We start from the raw sequence: 15,343 nt of genomic DNA, 5'->3' as shown, positions 1-15,343 counted from the left end.
AGCATAAATTTTTGCTCTGTACTAATGCCACTTATCGACGAGCGGCAACTAATTCCGAGTGTCGATCAATCGGGTCGTAGTCGACAGGATCGAAACTTGCCCGCTGGCAATAACTGCATGTAAATCCTCGGCAAAGGACTTGGTGGATTCGGTTGTGGGGCGAAGTTGCGAGAACAGAGGACGGTCGGTCTGCATCGCGATTATCAGGCTTCTGCCGAACGTGTTGTCGACGGCGAAGGAAAGCTTTGCGGGATCGGTCGCCCCATCTGCGGTGGAGTAGGCGACACGGATGGTACGCATGCCATCGGACACCGTCCCGAGACCGGCAAGAGCGTTGTCCGGGCGCTTGATGTTGGGAAGGACGTTGAACAAATTGCCGGTGACATCGGCGATCGCGACCCAGAGGTAGCCGTCCTTGATCGTTGCCGGAGCGAGGACATCTATGATGGGATTGTCGCCGACCGAGTAGACGCCAGACATGTTTGGTTCGGATTTGTCCCCATAACCGAGCACGATCGCCATGGGCCCTTGCGGCACGTCGGGCAACAGTGACTGGACGACGCACAGCTGATTATTGAGCACTGTCGTATCAAATCGCAGATCGCGATCACCCAGACGCGGCGCGAGCGCTTGCCGGAGCGCTGCGATATCGCCGCTCGCGGCGACGTTTCCCCGAATGGCGACCGTCGACCCAAGAGGAAAGTTCGCCCCCTCCGGTGCCTGGACGACAAGCGGGCCACAGGTCTCCAACGGTGCGATGGCCGATTTCAACTGGTCGGGCGTCAGGCTTCTCGGTCCTGCGGCGATCCGCACGACAGCCTGGTAACCGGCGGCCCTGCTCGCCTCGTTGAACCGGCTGACGACGGTGTCACGCGCCGACTTGTCGGGAGCAAGGCCGGTGAGGCGAACGGTGCGGTCAGTGACATCAAGCCTCCACTCGTCCAGCCCGCCGGCGGCGGCAAAAAAGCTGTCGATGTCCTGTGCCCAGCGATCGGAAGGTTCCCCCTTCGCAAGTGCAAGCGCATCCTTGGGTGCCGGCAGCCCGACTGCGCGCGTAAAACCCGCCAATATCGCCTGTTGCTGGTCGGCATCGGGAGCAAAGCCGGACAAGGTCGCCTGGTGTTGCCCGTCGAGCCCGGCGCTGAGTTTATAGGGCGCCTCGACCGGAAGGGTTTTCACAAACAGGCTGTCACCAAAGCCGGCAAACCAAAGTCCCGCGATCGCCGCTACGGCAGCAATGGCTAAGATCGCCGGCCAGGACCGCCAGCCGAACCTTGCGCCACGCCCGCCTTCCTGCCGGCCGCTGCGATCGGTCCGCAACAACTCCGCCACCTGCTTGACGACGGCCGCGGCCGTCGGCGGGCGTCGCGAAGGGTCGGGTTGGGTGAGATCGTCGATCAAGGCCTTGAGCGGCTCCGGAACGCCGGTTGTGTCCAACCGGCGTTCCTTGTAAAGGACAACCTCACCGGGACTTGTTCCGACATCGGGAACTTTACCCCGAAAGGTTGCAAGCAGGGATGCGCCCAGGGCATAAAGGTCGGATCGCGGCTCGGCCTGCCCGTGCAATTGTTCGGGCGCTGCATATTCGTATTTGCCGGCAAACTCCTTGCCGACGATTGTGCGTGCGCCCGTCTTGCTGTCCTTGGCAATGCCGAAGTCGATAATAACGGCCTCCTCCGGCCGGCCGCTGCGCAAGATGATATTGTCGGGCGACAGATCGCGATGGACGATTTTGCGTTCGTGCGTCGCAACCAGGCCCTCGGCCACTCTTTGGGCCACGACCAGCAGGTCTCTGGAAGAAATCCCGCCTCGCTCGAGATAATCGTTGAGTGGCGTACCTGCGACGTAATCCATGACCAGATAGACGTAACCCTCGGCTGTCTGGCTGCAGTCGGTATAACGCACGACCGCGTCATGCGAGATGCCGCGCATCTCCTCTTCCCGCTTCATCAATTCCAGATAACCGGCATCGGCGGACAGCTCCCGCTTGAGTGCCTTGAGCGCCACGACCCGGCCGGTGATCTTGTTGCTGGCGCGATAGACTTCGCCCGTTCCGCCGCGGCCAAGCACACCCTCGATCTCGTAGGTATTGTTGAGTACCTGGTTCTTGCGAAAGATGTCACCGGGCAATGGATCGATCATCTGGTAACTCCAAACCACGCCGTCACTATTCATCAAAGACATGCGGTTCGAATATTTGTCAAGAACACTATAATGTGGCAGTTTGCCATTGAGATTGAAGACTAGGCTCGTTCATTCGAGAGCACGTGGGCAGGAGCCCGACCGGCATGCAACAGAACATGTCTTCTCACAGCTTCAAGCGTAAAGAACTGGTTGGCAAGCTCGACCCTATATGCCTGCGTGCATTCAAGGCGGCAGCCGACGCCGCCAAGCTTCGGGGCAATCCCTATGTCGAACTCGTCCATTGGATCGAGCAACTGGCGCTCGTCGACCGCGCGGATTTCCAGCTGATCCTCGCCGACGCTGGCGTGGATCTCGGCCGCCTTGCGGCCGACATGGCACGGTCGATCGACAAACTGCCCTATGGCGCGACGTCCATAGAAGAGTTTTCAGATCACATATTTCATGCTGTCCAAGAAGCCTGGAGTCTTGCAAGCCTTCAATTCGGCTCGGAAGAGGTGCGCGGCGCTTACGTCCTTCTGGCCTGTAGAAAGGTGCCGGTGCTTGATGGCCTGCTGTTGAAGATCAGCGGTGAGTTCGATCGGGTCGAAGCCGATTCCGTTCTTGCTCGCTTGGACGACGTACTCTCTCAATCGCTTGAAAATCGCGGCGGACGCGACGCTGGGCAACCGGTGCGCAAGGAACGACCGGCTGGCGGCGATTCCGCGTTGGCGAAATATGCGACTGATTTGACCAGGCGTGCTCGAGAAGGAAAGATCGATCCGGTTGTGGGTCGCGACCCGGAAATTCGCCAGATCGTCGATATTCTCATGCGCCGACGGCAGAACAATCCGATCCTGACTGGCGAGGCCGGGGTCGGCAAGACGGCGGTCGTTGAAGGCTTTGCGCTTCGCCTTGCGGCGGAAGACGTGCCGCCGCCACTCAAAGGGGTCGCGCTCCACATGCTGGATGTTGGCTTGATGCAGGCCGGAGCGAGCGTCAAAGGCGAGTTTGAAAAACGCCTCAAGACGGTGATCGACGAGGTTCAGGCATCGGAAACGCCGATCATCCTCTTCATCGACGAAGCACATACGCTGATCGGAGCGGGCGGGGCTGCGGGAACGGGGGACGCCGCAAATCTATTGAAACCAGCATTGGCGCGCGGCGAACTTCGCACGATCGCGGCAACAACATGGGCGGAGTACAAACAGCATATCGAGAAAGACCCGGCGCTGACCCGGCGCTTCCAGGTCGTCAAGATTGAGGAACCCAGCGAAGAAGACGCCATTCTCATGCTTCGTGGCGTGGCGGGCATCCTCGAGAAACACCATCAGGTGCAGATCCTCGACGAGGCGATCGAAACGGCGGTCGGCCTTTCACATCGTTACATTCCGGCCCGCCAGTTGCCCGACAAGGCAGTCAGCTTGCTTGATACCGCTTGCGCACGCGTGGCGGTATCACAGCACGCAACGCCGGCCGAGGTTGAAGATCTTCTGAGGCGCAAACAGTCTCTCGAGATCGAGCAGGGGATCATCGGCCGCGAAAGGTCCATCGGCATTGAGGTTGCAGACCGTCAAGCTAAGGTCGAGACCGCCCTTGGCGAGGTGGAGGCGGCCTTGGCCGGGGCGCGAACCCGCTGGGAGAAGGAAAGGTTGCTGGTGTCTGACATTCTCGACCTGCGGGCCAGGCTGCGCAGCGAGGGAGTTGGCCTAGATGCGGCGTTGTCGCAACAGGGCGATACCGCGACCGTTGCGACGCCCCCCGACCAAAATCTCTCAGCGCCCAGCGAAGACGAAGAAGAAGCTCCCGACGGAAATGCCGACCTTTCGCGCCTAAGGGCACTTACGCACGAACTTGCCGAGATGCAGGGCGAAACGCCATTGATGCTGCTGTCGGTAGACCGCAACGCGGTCGCCTCGGTGGTCCAGGACTGGACAGGTATTCCCGTCGGGCGAATGCTCGCTGGTCAGACTGAAAGGGCGCTCAAGCTCGCTGGAATTCTGGGCGAACGCGTTGTCGGTCAGGACCTTGCCATGGAAGCGATCGCACGCCGGGTACGGACCAGCCGCGCAGGACTAGGGTCGCCGGAAAAGCCGGTCGGCGTCTTCCTGCTTTGTGGACCGTCCGGTGTCGGCAAGACGGAAACGGCGCTCGCCCTCGCCGAGGCATTGTATGGCGGCGAACAGAATCTGATCTCTATCAACATGTCGGAATTTCAGGAGGCCCATACGGTTTCGACGCTGAAGGGAGCACCCCCCGGCTATGTCGGCTACGGCAAGGGAGGCATTCTGACCGAGGCCGTTCGCCGCAGGCCCTATTCCGTTATATTGCTCGACGAGGTCGAAAAAGCGCATCCCGATGTCCACGAGATCTTCTTTCAGGTCTTCGACAAGGGGATGATGGACGACAGCGAGGGTCGACGGATTGATTTTAGAAATACACTCATATTGCTGACCTCCAACGTCGGATCGGATGTCATCATGAGACTGACCGGCAACGGGCTCTCCCGCACGCCAACCGAAGAACTCGAAGCCGCGTTGCGGACACCGTTGCTGCATGTGTTCCCGGCCGCCTTCCTCGGGCGCGTTATCGTCGTGCCCTATTATCCCCTTTCGGATTCGATGATCGAAGCAATCACGCAGGCAAATTTTGCGAAGATCGCCGAGCGACTGCGTACGAGCCATAACGCCGAACTGGTCATAGGGGAGGGCGTTATCGACTTGATCAAGGCGCGCTGCACCGAAGTGGAGTCGGGCGGTCGCATGATCGATGCGATTTTGACCAACACGCTTCTGCCGGCCCTCAGCACCGGCATATTGAACTGGGCGCTGGATGGCAAACGCTTGACGAAGGCGACGGTCGGAGCATCTGCGGACGGCTTCACCTACGCCTTTGAATAGCGATTAGATCGCATCTGCGGCTGCTATGCGCGTTTAGCTGACTGCCTGGAATTCGACGCGTCGGTTCTCGTCAGCTCTCGGTTTTTGTGGATCGAGCAGAAATTGCTCCCCAACGCCAACAGCCTCGAGCCGTTCACGAGGAATTTGGCAATCCTCTGTGAAGAAGCGCGCCACCTCCCTTGCACGCAGCGTGGAGAGGTTTTGGTTGTACCTGGCTCCGCCGGAGGCATCGGTATGACCGACAATGCGAATGAGCTTGATATCCATTTCTTTCACCACACTGCAGAGCTTCTGCAGCATCGGCTTCTCCTTGGGTGCGATGGCAGAGGAATCGAAGGCAAACTGCACGCGGTAGTTAACCTGATCATCGTCAGGCAGCTTCCAGTATGTCTGCGGTGTTGTTATCGTCGCTGCTGCAGTTGTTGGTGAAGTCTGCACCGGCCCCTGTGCGGGAGTCGGGCCGGCCTCGACTGTTGCCTCGTTAGCCACATCTGTCGAAGCGTCCGGGTTGCTACTCGCTTGAGTAGAGCCGATCTTGGCCGGCGGGGTCTCGGGCGTAGCGATCGGCACTGGCGTTGGCTCAGGCGCAGGCCCGGAATTGGTCAGCACGAGGCCGCGGGACGGCCCGAGTTTGGCCGCCTTGAACAATTCCATTTGCCTTTGGAAACGTTCCTTGAGCGCCGTCTCGTTTAGTTCCTGTGCACGCAATTCACTTTGTAACGTGAAGAATAAAGCGAGAGACACCAGCAGCTTCAAAGTCAGCAGGCGCTTCATTTTAGGTTCCTCTCGGCAAAAATGTTTCGCCTGGCCAAAAAATTACTATAGGATGACCATGGGTGCAACCGCTTCCGTGGCGGCCCTCACGGCGGAGCGAATGATGAGGTTCTTCCGGTCATGACTCCGGAGTATCCCGATAGTCCCTCGACGCGGGTCCCGAGCTGGCCGGGCAGGCCGAAAGGGGCCGGGCTCAGCCACACCGGTCATGTTCGCAACCGCAACGAGGACGCAATACTCATAGATCCCACAGGCGTGCTTTGGGCGGTTGCCGACGGAATGGGAGGTTATGGCCACGGCGACGTCGCAGCAGGCCTGGTGATCGAGCATCTAGCCCTGCTTCCCCATGCTCCAATTTCGAGCGCCGATCTGGTGGTCGCGCTCGAGGCAGCCAATTCCGCCATTCGGCGATGGGCAACCTCGGCCGACGTGGCGCAGATGGGTGCAACCGTGGTGGCTGCGCTTCTGCACGGCGGCACTATTTCGCTTGCATGGGCGGGCGATAGCCGGGCCTACCGCTGGCGCGATCGTGAATTGCAACAGCTGACGCGTGACCATTCGGTCGTGCAGGAGCTTCTCGACGATGGGCGCCTTTCTCCCGCGGCGGCCTGGCAGCACCCACAAGCGCATGTTGTAACACGCGCGATTGGAGCGTCCGATCATCTTGTCGTCGAAACCACGGAAGTTTCGTTTTGCCCGGGTGATGTCCTCATTCTCTGCTCTGACGGGCTAACCGACTGTGTGGCGGACGCCGAGATCGCTGCCCTTATGGATGCCGTTTCAACGCCGACGGTCACCTGTCAGCGATTGATCGGCGCTGCTCTCGATAACGGTGCCCCGGACAACGTCTCAGTGATTGTCGTCCAGATTGATGGAGCTGCGGTATCTTGAGGCAAATGAGTGCCATCGCGGCCATCGTCATCGGGATGAGCATCATCCTCGCAGCCGTCATCTTTGCGTTTGTCGGAAACCTCTTGCAAGATACGGAGCGCGATCCGAATGCGGGCAAAATAGATCGGCTCACACAGCAACTTGCCCAGCAGGACAGTGAAATTCGGGGGCTGCGCTCTGAATTGAACACCCTCAAAGGACAGATGGCGGATGTCGGCGGCAGGGTGATGGAGTTGGAAAAAGCTCCACCTTCCGGCCCTGCTCAGACAGCCCCCGTCATTAATCCGCAAGCCGTCCAACAGACCGATCCTTCACCGCTCTTCACGGACCAGTTCGGCGGTATGGCACCGCGTGAGGAAGAAGGAAATCTGACTGAACCGATGCAACTGGCCAAGAAGCGTTTCAACGAGAATGTCATACGCCCGACCCCGGCCGTGTTGCGACAGATATTGGGCGAGCCGAGAAGCACCTATTCAACCACCTGTGCACCGGTCACCAATCCGAAATTGCTGCATGTACTCGAAACCCGCGACATCGGCGGTATTCGTCTGACCATGATCAGACCAGCGCTCGATTCGCTTCAGCAGATCATGGCGCGCCTCAAAAAAGAAGAGCCAGATATCTATGCCGCTATCGGAACCGCGGGCGCGCTCTGTGCAAGGTATGTACGGGGTTCTTCGAAGTCGGTGTCCTCACATGCGTGGGGGGCGGCCGTTGACCTGACCATCAAGAAGAACCTCGACAACATGGGCGATAACAGCACGCAATTCGGGCTTGTGGTGCTTGCCGAGTTCTTCAACGAGGCTGGCTGGTATTGGGGGGCGGGCTATAGCCGCGAAGATTCCATGCACTTCGAGGTCGGCGAGGCGCTGCTGCGAAAATGGGCGGCTGAGGGCAAGCTGTGAAGGGCGTTTTCGAACCGCCGGGTCCAGCCCCTATGCAAGCAGATGTGCTTGCCGCACTGGCACAGCCCCTGTTGGATCTTGCAAGGCGCGCCGAAAGCGAAAAGAACCCAGATCCGCGCGAGCTTGCGGCAATGGCACGGACCCTCGTCGCCGCTTTCGAGACGGAAGCACGACGCAGGAAGGTTCCGCAGGATTGGCTCCTGGATGCCCGCGATGCCCTTGTTGCTTTGGTTGATGCGCGAGCGCGTAACAATCCGGCATTGTCGATCCGAAAATGGGAGCGCGCGCTTGCCGCTGCTCTGCCAATTGGGGGAGTTATGGCGGCCAGCAGCCTGGCCGAACGGGCGAGGGCGGCAGCGAAGGCAGGGCCGGCGAGCCGAGATCTCGCCCGCTTCCTCGGCCACTGTAACGACGCTGTCCAAGCGGCGCTTCTGCCGGGCGCACGGCATAAAACCCGCGCGGATCGCGGTCTTGCTGCTCTCGTGATCGGAGTTTTTCTGGCAATTCTGGTGGTTTGGGCAGCATGGGCCGAATGGCGGTTTCGTGAGCGGCTTTTGTCGCAACTGCCCGATGTCGCAGGTGTCGTGGAAGCCGGCCGCGTGGCAACACCGGCAGCGCGCGTAGCCCAACTCGATGCATTCCTTGCAGGCGTTCGACTTGTCGAGCAGGACGCGCAGCGTTCACCTCTTGGTCTCATTCATCAATTGGGGATTTTCGATCCGGCAGAGGCCGCGCGCCAGCGCTACGGCCAAGCCGTCGACGCCCTGACCAGCGGTCCACTTGCTGCAGCCCTTGGAGTTGCTCTCGCCACGGAAGGAGAGGCAACCGCGCTTTACGATTCGTTACGCGCCTGGTCTATCTTGAAGGGCACATCGGACTGGCAAGCGCGGTTCCTGGCGGGCTGGATCGAAGATCGAGCCCAGACATTTCCTGAACTTGCCGGCATGGCAGTGCATGTCCCTGCCATGTCCGGACCTCCAATAGATCTTGAAGAGCCGGATCCCGAAGCAATCGCTCAAGCAAGACAGTTTGCTTCAGAGGGCTCTGCAAACGAGCGCGCCATGCTTGAACTTGCCCGTGCCGAGAAAACTGCGGGCCTGCCTGCCTGGTCTCTCGGGCAGGCAGCACCTGGTCTTGACAGGATATTGATCCGCAGGTCCGGACTGCCTATCGAGCAGGCCGTGCCCGGTCTTTACACTGAGGCGGGATGGGCTTACGCGCGTTCAGGCGCTGCAGAAGAGGCCATCGGGAAGGCGAAAGCCGAAACAACCATCCTCCTGCACGCCGGAGGCGAGACAAGCGCTGATGCAGTTATGGACCTCCTTCAGAAGCGAACGCTGGAGACGTGGTCGCAGTACCTTGGCGATCTTCGTGTCCGGCCGTTCACCGACCAACCGAGCGCGGTTATTGTCAGCGGTGTGCTAAGCGCCACCAACTCGCCGCTCTCGGCCCTGATCCGTGAGGTATGGCGCCAGGCGGGCGGCACCGACCGCAGCCGCAGCCATGCCAACCAGCTTCGCATCGCCGCGACACTCGGGCCTGCCATCCAGTTCGTGGAGCAGGGTCGCATGTCGGAAATCTCGCGCCTCTTTGTGTCGCTGAATGTCGCGCTTGCCCTTCTCGACGTAAATTCGGAAATCGGCAAAAAGTCGCTGATGGATGCGCAGGAGCGCGCCAACTCCGTCGTCGCCCTGCAGCAGGCCCCGCTCCTCGTCGTGCAAATGGTCGAAGACGTGATCTCTCAGACGGCCTCTCCAAAGGCCGTAGAGAAGGCCGAAGATCCGGTCGAGACAGGAAGGCCGCCTGGGGCTTGGGGCGAGATCGCCATGGCCTGCCAGGCTGCTGTCGCAGGCCGCTATCCGTTCTTTGAGGGGTCGGACTCGGATATGGCCGAAGTCGCACGCATTTTCGCGCCGAATGGTCTGGTGGCGACCTATTTCCGGACGCAACTGGCGCCTTCAATGGACACATCAACGACCCCGTGGCGCTGGAAACCGGAAGCACGGCTTTCCGGCTACGCGCCCGAAAGTGCAACGTTCTTTCAGAAAGCTTCCGCGATCGGCGACGCGCTCTTTCGTCAGGGAAGCTCGCCGCGTCTCCCTGTATCGCTGGAGGCACTTGCGCAGCGCGGGGCGGCTACCATCTCGATCGGCGGCGCTCACGCTCCGGTTACTACATCAGGCGGGGCGGTGACCTTTAGCTGGCCAGGAGACTTGCCATCACGCGGCCTCGAAATCTCCTTCGATAGCGGCAGAGCGGTTGAGAAAAAGAGCGCGCCCGGGGCGTGGGGCCTATTGCGCTTTCTGGACGGATCACGCTTGCGGCCACGCGACGGCGGCCGGCGTTTTCTCATTGACGTGCGGACAACCGGCGCGCGTGCCTACCTGCAGATGTCGTTCGCCGAGCCTGCCAACCCTGTCTCCGTGCGCATCCTGATGCGGGAACTGACATGTCCATCGAGCCTCTGACCTCAGCGGGCGGACGCACTCGTCTAATAAAAGTCACCTACGCCTGTCCAGCAGGCACCAAAGTCACCAACAAGTGCAACCATGGGCGCTGCGGTCACGGGTCATAGTGATCGCATTGTTTGACAGCGGCCGTGTGCCTTCGCTGCGGTGCCTCGTCAGCAGTTGCATCGTATGCCCTGCCGCGGCGGATTTAGGACCCGTCGTTAGAAAGCCTATCGGCAAATATGGATTTGGGCGACATCATTGAATAATCGGGAAAATCGTTCGGCGTAACGTTGGAGGCTCATTCACCCCAGCCAATACCTCGCCCCTGGGCCTTTGCGCCCTGCCACGTCAGCAGGGTTCGCCAAGCGGCATCGGTCGATCGACAGGCAGCCGCAACCGATGCATTCGCCAAGCCCGGACCGCAGGCGCTGTAGCTCGGCTATGCGCTGGTCGATACGTTTTGCCCACACGCTCGACAACCGCGACCAATCCCGACGTGACGGTACGCGATCGGCCGGCAGCTTGGCGAGCTCGGCGCCGATCTCCTCAAGCGTCAACCCGATCCGCTGTGCAAAGACGATGAAAGCGATCCGCCGCAATGCAGACCGGTGGTAGCGTCGATGTCCCGAGCCGGCGCGCTCGGATGCGATCAACCCACGCTCCTCATAGAAGCGCAGAGCTGATGAGGCAACGCCGCTGCGCCGCGACACGTCGGTGATGGTCAGCATCGGATCCATGCATAAATAAAAGCACGAAGCTCTCTTGACTTCAAGTTCACTTGAACTTGTAGCAGTTAGGCGTACCCATTGAAGGAGCACCGCAATGCAGGCGAATATCGATCTTCAAGGACTTCGCGTAGGGATCACCGGCGGCACTTCCGGCCTCGGACTGGCGCTTGTGCGGCGTCTTGCAGAGAAGGGTGCGAGCATTGCCTTCGTCGCCCGCACCGCCGCGAATGTCGAACGCGTCGGAGCCGAGACGGGTGCGCAAGGCATTGTCGCCGACATCGGCAAGAAGGAAGACATCTACCCGATCGCGATGCAGATCAGTGCCAATCTTGGCGGGGTCGACGTCCTGATCAACAATGCATCGAGCCTCGGTCCTGTGCCTCTGGCTCTTCTTGCCGATACGGAGTGCGAGGAGCTGGAAGCGGCGCTCGTAGTCAACCTTCTCGGCGTCTTCCGGCTGACGAAAGCCCTGTTCGGTGCGCTTGCCACGTCCGCGCGCGAGGGCCGCGGCGGGCTGGTGATCAACATCTCCAGCGATGCGGCGGTCAACGCCTATCCCGGCTGGGGCGCATACGGCGCGAGCAAGGCAGCGCTTGCCCATCTGACGGCGATTTGGGACGCGGAGTCGAAAGGAGATGGAATAAGGTTTCTTGCGCTCGATCCTGGCGACATGGACACCCCGCTGCACGCGCTGGCGCTTCCGGACGCCGACCCGTCGACCTTGAAAGACCCGGAGCTGGCGGCTGCCGAGATCATCGAAAAGATGCTCGACGCGCTGCCGGGTCACGCTGCGCTTACCGCCGGAGCCCACGCGTGATCGCCGCTGATCGCCTCGATCGGACATCGGCCAGACTGCTCCTCGTTGAGGCGGACGGTACGATGCGCGACCTGCCGCGGGCTCACCTCGGGGCATTATTGGATCCTGGCGATCTGGTTGTCGCCAACGACGCTGCGACCTTGCCTGCCAGCCTGCACGGCACCCATCTCCAATGTGGAAATACAATCGAGATTCGCTTGGCCGGCTGGCTGTCACCTTCAGCTCCGGTCCGCTTCCTGGTGATTGTCTTCGGCTCTGGCGATCACCGCACCCGCACGGAAGATCGGCTGCCGCCGCCTGCGCTGTCATCGGGCGATCGTCTCCAGCTCGGCCCACTTGAAGCTAAGGTCGAGCGCGTTCTCGACCATCCTCGCCTTGTCGAGCTCAGTTTCGAAGGCACCCGAGCAGCCATGTTTGCAGGACTGGCGCAGCATGGCAGGCCGATTCAATACGCCCATGTTCCCGAGCCGCTGGCACTGTGGGATGTTTGGACGAGAATTGCCGCCCGGCCGGTCGCGTTCGAGGCGCCATCGGCTTCGTTCGCGCTCGACTGGCGCACACTGCAAGCTTGGCGCCGGCGTGAGATCGGTTTTGCAACACTCACGCATGCCGCGGGGATTTCTTCCACCGGCGATCCCGCACTCGACTCGCGCCTTCCCTTCGACGAGCCGTACCACATCCCTGAATGCACCGTGGCGCAGATAGCGCAGGCGCAGCTCAGAGGCAGCCGCATCTTCGCGATCGGTACGAGCGTCGTGCGCGCACTTGAAGCAGCCGCCAATCCCGATGGCAGCGTGCGTGCCGGAGATGGTATTGCGACAGGGCGTATCGCACGGGGCACTCCGCTCCGCGTCGTCGATGCGGTTCTCACTGGCGTCCACCAGCCGGGCGAAAGCCATTTCGAGCTGTTGCGCGCCTTCGCCGACGACGGCCTCCTCGCCAGTGCCTCCACCGCTCTAACTGCATGCGGTTACCGTGCGCATGAATTCGGCGATTCCATGCTGCTCAACCGTCAATCGCTGATTTATCGGCGCGAACCTTCCCCTCGGGCCACATGATCATCGATTCATACGCCGCAGATGGTCCTTGGGGTTTATTCCGGCTACCGTCGATGCCTTCTTGAGAGTTATTCGATGGACAGAGCAGTTTGCATCGCCGTGTTTGGCTGGCCCGCCGGCACTCTGACCTGCCACTGAACTTTCATCCAGCAGCGATTAGAGTCCCAGCGTTTGTGAGCAGCGCATCCATTTCATCGCCCGAAAACAGGTCGATAAAATGCTGTTCATGCCTGTCGATCCGCTCGGGTGCCTGCACGAGCATCGCGTCACCGGCCGGCGTCAGATGCAGTTCCTGGCGGCGGCAGTCTGCCGCGGAGGGTCGGCGTTCGATGAAGTCGTGCGCTTCACGGATTTCACCTTCAGGCCCTGCTCCGAAAGCTTCCTCGGACGTCCTCTGGCGGGATTGGCCGCAACCCAGATCTCGGCAAGTTCCACCATGCGCTCGGTGAGCGAAGGATAGCCCTCAACGATTTCCGCTGTACTTGCGCCTTGGGTCTTCATCGCGGCAATCGTTCGCACAGGAACACGGGTTCGCTTGAAAACCGGCTCGCCGCCCACGACGCCCTTCACGCTCTCGATCATTCCTTCGGCCTCTCGAAGCGCCTCGGCCCGCGCGGCCAGTTGCTCTCGTGCCCGCGAGACGTCGATAATGAGATAGTCGTCTGCCCTAACAGTTTCGGCATCGGGGTTCTGGTCGATCGTATCGAATAGGCGCTTGCGGCGCTCGGCAGACAAGATCGATCCGACGCCGTACCAGAGCTTCAACCGAAGCAGATCCTCATCGATGAGTGCGCGACCCCTGCTGCCAACGAGATGAGTCTCGATGATGCGCTTGTCGATCGCATTGTGCACCGACTTCACAGCTATCTCGCTGACAGCGGCCGCCTCGGCGGGTGTGTAGGCGTGTGCTGTGCTGGCCATAATCATTCTCCTTATGGAGTATATATAATGAAAGTGACGCCCGCGTGAACACCTGCGGAGCTTTTCGATTTCGCTTCTGCTTATTGGCGGGCACTTCTGCAGCGGCCGTTTAGTCACCCGAAATGCGCTTCGCCCAGGGAGGGATCTGCTCGTGAGGGACCGATGAGGTTCCTATGTCTCCTTCGCGCCTGATGCGCAGGCGGGTACCTTTGGGATGCCTACAATTTGAATTGATAAAGCAATAACTCGTATATGCTTATTGGCTAATGTGCAGCTTAACAGTTGTGGGGGCGGACGTGCGTGAATTTCTTGATCGGCATGCCACCCGATTTGTTTGCGACAAAGGCGGCAACTTTGCCATCCTGACTGCCCTTGTGGCCGTTCCGCTGGTGGGGGCGGCCTCACTCGCGATTGACTTCGCTAATGCTAGTCTCGATGCCGCCAAGATGCAGGAGGCGTTGGACAGCGCCGCCCTTGCGGCGGTGCGGCTTTACGGCGAGGGCCACAGCGAAGCGGAAGCCACCCAAATGGCAACCGAAATGTTCTTCGGCAATTATCATAAGACGGGGAGCGTCTCCGATGGCAACCAGGATACCACCCCGGCAACCGAACCGCCACCCCTGCACGTCGTCTATGCCCAGGTGGGACAAGAGGTCATGGCGACGGCAGACTACGCCGTCAGCTACCAACCCGTGTTCTTGACCCGGTTGTCATTCCCAATCTCCCGCCGCAGCGCCGCCTTCCGCCAGCCGGACAAGGAGGCCTGCATTTTAGCGCTCAACCCTACAGCCGACCGCGCCTTCCAAGTCAGCGGCAGCTCGAAAGTAGACACATCGGGATGCACGATCACCGCAAATTCGCGCAGCAGCGAAGCGATCTATGTCGGCGGGTCGGGAACCCTGAAGACGGAATGTCTTTATACGCCAGGCAAGGTATCTGCATCGCCGGGTAGCATGGATCTCGAATGCAGCCAGCCGCGCGAGGGAACGTCACCGGCAACCGACCCGTTCAGGAGCAAAGCGATACCGAAAGCCGGGACCTGGGAGGACCTAGCAGGATGCGGACAGAACTTTGTCGCCGGCGGCGGCGGCAACGGCAGCTGCAACGGCACGGGCAAGACGCCTAACAAGCCGCCCGACGGATATACGGTGACGCTAAAGCCGGGGACGTACAATGGCCTTGAAATCAATGGCAATGTGAAGCTGCAACCTGGCAATTACCTGATTGACGGCGGTAAGCTGAAATTCAACAGCCAATCCGTCATCACCGGCGATCAGGTTACCTTCTTTCTGCTGAACGGTGCCGAACTCGACATTCATGGCGGCTCGACCTTCAACGTCACCGCCCCCACGTCGGGAGCATGGGCGGGATTCTCGATCGTCGCCGACCGCAACAACACCGCCCCCGCGGTCATCAACGGGAACAGCAGTTCGCACGTCAACGGCATCATCTACATGCCGGCGGCCGCGGAACTCCAGTATGCCGGCAATGGCTCGACAACCGGCGAATGCATCCGCTTAATCGCCCAAAAGATCACCATGATCGGCAACAGTACGTTTAAGCTGGATTGCAAGTCGGAACTGGCGAACAACGAGATCAACAATCCAGGTGCCATCCGGCTTGCCCGCTAAGGGTGTCATACCCGGCGACGGACGGTGCGCTTAATTCCTGGTGTCGCGCCAATGCCGGCCGCGGGTGCGCTGCAGGATGCCGGACTGCTAGGAGTTCGAGGGGCGGCTCCATCTCGACACTGACGGAAGTCTAGTGCGATGACT

11 protein-coding genes and 1 pseudogene are annotated in these 15,343 nt (G+C 60.5%); 7 read left to right on the top strand and 5 right to left on the bottom strand.

From position 1 onward, the window contains the following. Positions 1-48 precede the first annotated feature (48 nt). Positions 49-2,142: a serine/threonine protein kinase gene (locus A7X77_RS17445; RefSeq protein WP_064684107.1), complete on the bottom strand. Its 2,094-nt coding sequence runs from the start codon at positions 2,140-2,142 to the stop codon at positions 49-51. Between the two features lie 146 nt (positions 2,143-2,288). Between A7X77_RS17445 and tssH the strand changes: the two genes are divergently transcribed. Beyond that, complete coding sequence (gene tssH, locus A7X77_RS17440; protein WP_064684106.1) at positions 2,289-5,021, top strand: type VI secretion system ATPase TssH; 2,733 nt, start codon at positions 2,289-2,291, stop codon at positions 5,019-5,021. 33 nt (positions 5,022-5,054) lie between these two features. Here tssH and A7X77_RS17435 read toward each other — a convergent pair whose 3' ends face one another. Further along, a complete protein-coding gene (locus A7X77_RS17435; protein WP_064684105.1) occupies positions 5,055-5,795 on the bottom strand; it encodes an OmpA family protein in 741 nt (246 codons plus the stop codon). A gap of 120 nt (positions 5,796-5,915) precedes the next feature. Here A7X77_RS17435 and A7X77_RS17430 point away from each other — a divergent pair, with 120 nt between their 5' ends. Genes A7X77_RS17430 through A7X77_RS17420 form a run of 3 tightly spaced genes read left to right on the top strand, consistent with a single transcriptional unit; the run spans position 5,916 to position 10,059 of the window. Further along, positions 5,916-6,686: a PP2C family protein-serine/threonine phosphatase gene (locus tag A7X77_RS17430; RefSeq protein WP_064684104.1), complete on the top strand. Its 771-nt coding sequence runs from the start codon at positions 5,916-5,918 to the stop codon at positions 6,684-6,686. A 5-nt stretch (positions 6,687-6,691) separates the two neighbouring features. Next, positions 6,692-7,591 carry a M15 family metallopeptidase gene (locus A7X77_RS17425; RefSeq protein WP_064684103.1) on the top strand — a complete coding sequence of 300 codons (900 nt, stop codon included), beginning with the start codon at positions 6,692-6,694 and terminating at the stop codon, positions 7,589-7,591. 32 nt (positions 7,592-7,623) lie between these two features. Further along, positions 7,624-10,059, top strand: coding sequence for an ImcF-related family protein (locus A7X77_RS17420; protein ID WP_064684102.1), 2,436 nt, complete (start codon positions 7,624-7,626; stop codon positions 10,057-10,059). Positions 10,060-10,346: 287 nt separating this feature from the next. Here A7X77_RS17420 and soxR read toward each other — a convergent pair whose 3' ends face one another. Further along, on the bottom strand, positions 10,347-10,781 hold the full coding sequence (gene soxR / locus A7X77_RS17415; protein ID WP_010059864.1) for a redox-sensitive transcriptional activator SoxR: 435 nt from the start codon (positions 10,779-10,781) through the stop codon (positions 10,347-10,349). An 85-nt stretch (positions 10,782-10,866) separates the two neighbouring features. On the opposite strand from soxR, the gene A7X77_RS17410 reads away from it, so the two are divergent. Beyond that, the gene (locus A7X77_RS17410; protein ID WP_064684101.1) at positions 10,867-11,589 is read left to right on the top strand and encodes an SDR family NAD(P)-dependent oxidoreductase; all 723 of its coding nucleotides are present in this window, start codon (positions 10,867-10,869) and stop codon (positions 11,587-11,589) included. Beyond that, positions 11,586-12,647, top strand: a complete 1,062-nt coding sequence (locus A7X77_RS17405) for an S-adenosylmethionine:tRNA ribosyltransferase-isomerase (protein ID WP_064684100.1) — start codon at positions 11,586-11,588, stop codon at positions 12,645-12,647. The genes A7X77_RS17410 and A7X77_RS17405 overlap by 4 nt, the downstream gene beginning before the upstream one ends. A gap of 142 nt (positions 12,648-12,789) precedes the next feature. On the opposite strand, the pseudogene A7X77_RS33990 reads toward A7X77_RS17405, so the two are convergent. Continuing rightward, positions 12,790-12,990: pseudogene (locus A7X77_RS33990) on the bottom strand (hypothetical protein); the annotation flags it as partial. Next, complete coding sequence (locus tag A7X77_RS17395; protein WP_064684099.1) at positions 12,927-13,568, bottom strand: DUF433 domain-containing protein; 642 nt, start codon at positions 13,566-13,568, stop codon at positions 12,927-12,929. The gene A7X77_RS17395 and the pseudogene A7X77_RS33990, both read right to left, overlap by 64 nt. 296 nt (positions 13,569-13,864) lie before the next feature. On the opposite strand from A7X77_RS17395, the gene A7X77_RS17390 reads away from it, so the two are divergent. Further along, positions 13,865-15,199 carry a TadE/TadG family type IV pilus assembly protein gene (locus tag A7X77_RS17390; RefSeq protein ID WP_156668124.1) on the top strand — a complete coding sequence of 445 codons (1,335 nt, stop codon included), beginning with the start codon at positions 13,865-13,867 and terminating at the stop codon, positions 15,197-15,199. Positions 15,200-15,343: the final 144 nt, after the last annotated feature.

It is taken from the genome of Rhizobium bangladeshense (assembly GCF_001662075.1).
In the GTDB taxonomy this organism is placed as follows: domain Bacteria; phylum Pseudomonadota; class Alphaproteobacteria; order Rhizobiales; family Rhizobiaceae; genus Rhizobium; species Rhizobium bangladeshense_B.
This window is presented reverse-complemented; position numbering and strand designations above follow the sequence as displayed.

Coding starts and splice junctions, on each gene's coding strand:
- soxR (WP_010059864.1), bottom strand. CDS start 10,781: ATGGATCCGATGCTGACCATCACCGACGTGTCGCGGCGCAGCGGCGTT.
- tssH (WP_064684106.1), top strand. CDS start 2,289: ATGCAACAGAACATGTCTTCTCACAGCTTCAAGCGTAAAGAACTGGTT.
- A7X77_RS17420 (WP_064684102.1), top strand. CDS start 7,624: ATGCAAGCAGATGTGCTTGCCGCACTGGCACAGCCCCTGTTGGATCTT.
- A7X77_RS17435 (WP_064684105.1), bottom strand. CDS start 5,795: ATGAAGCGCCTGCTGACTTTGAAGCTGCTGGTGTCTCTCGCTTTATTC.
- A7X77_RS17395 (WP_064684099.1), bottom strand. CDS start 13,568: ATGGCCAGCACAGCACACGCCTACACACCCGCCGAGGCGGCCGCTGTC.
- A7X77_RS17410 (WP_064684101.1), top strand. CDS start 10,867: ATGCAGGCGAATATCGATCTTCAAGGACTTCGCGTAGGGATCACCGGC.
- A7X77_RS17445 (WP_064684107.1), bottom strand. CDS start 2,142: ATGATCGATCCATTGCCCGGTGACATCTTTCGCAAGAACCAGGTACTC.
- A7X77_RS17430 (WP_064684104.1), top strand. CDS start 5,916: ATGACTCCGGAGTATCCCGATAGTCCCTCGACGCGGGTCCCGAGCTGG.
- A7X77_RS17425 (WP_064684103.1), top strand. CDS start 6,692: ATGAGTGCCATCGCGGCCATCGTCATCGGGATGAGCATCATCCTCGCA.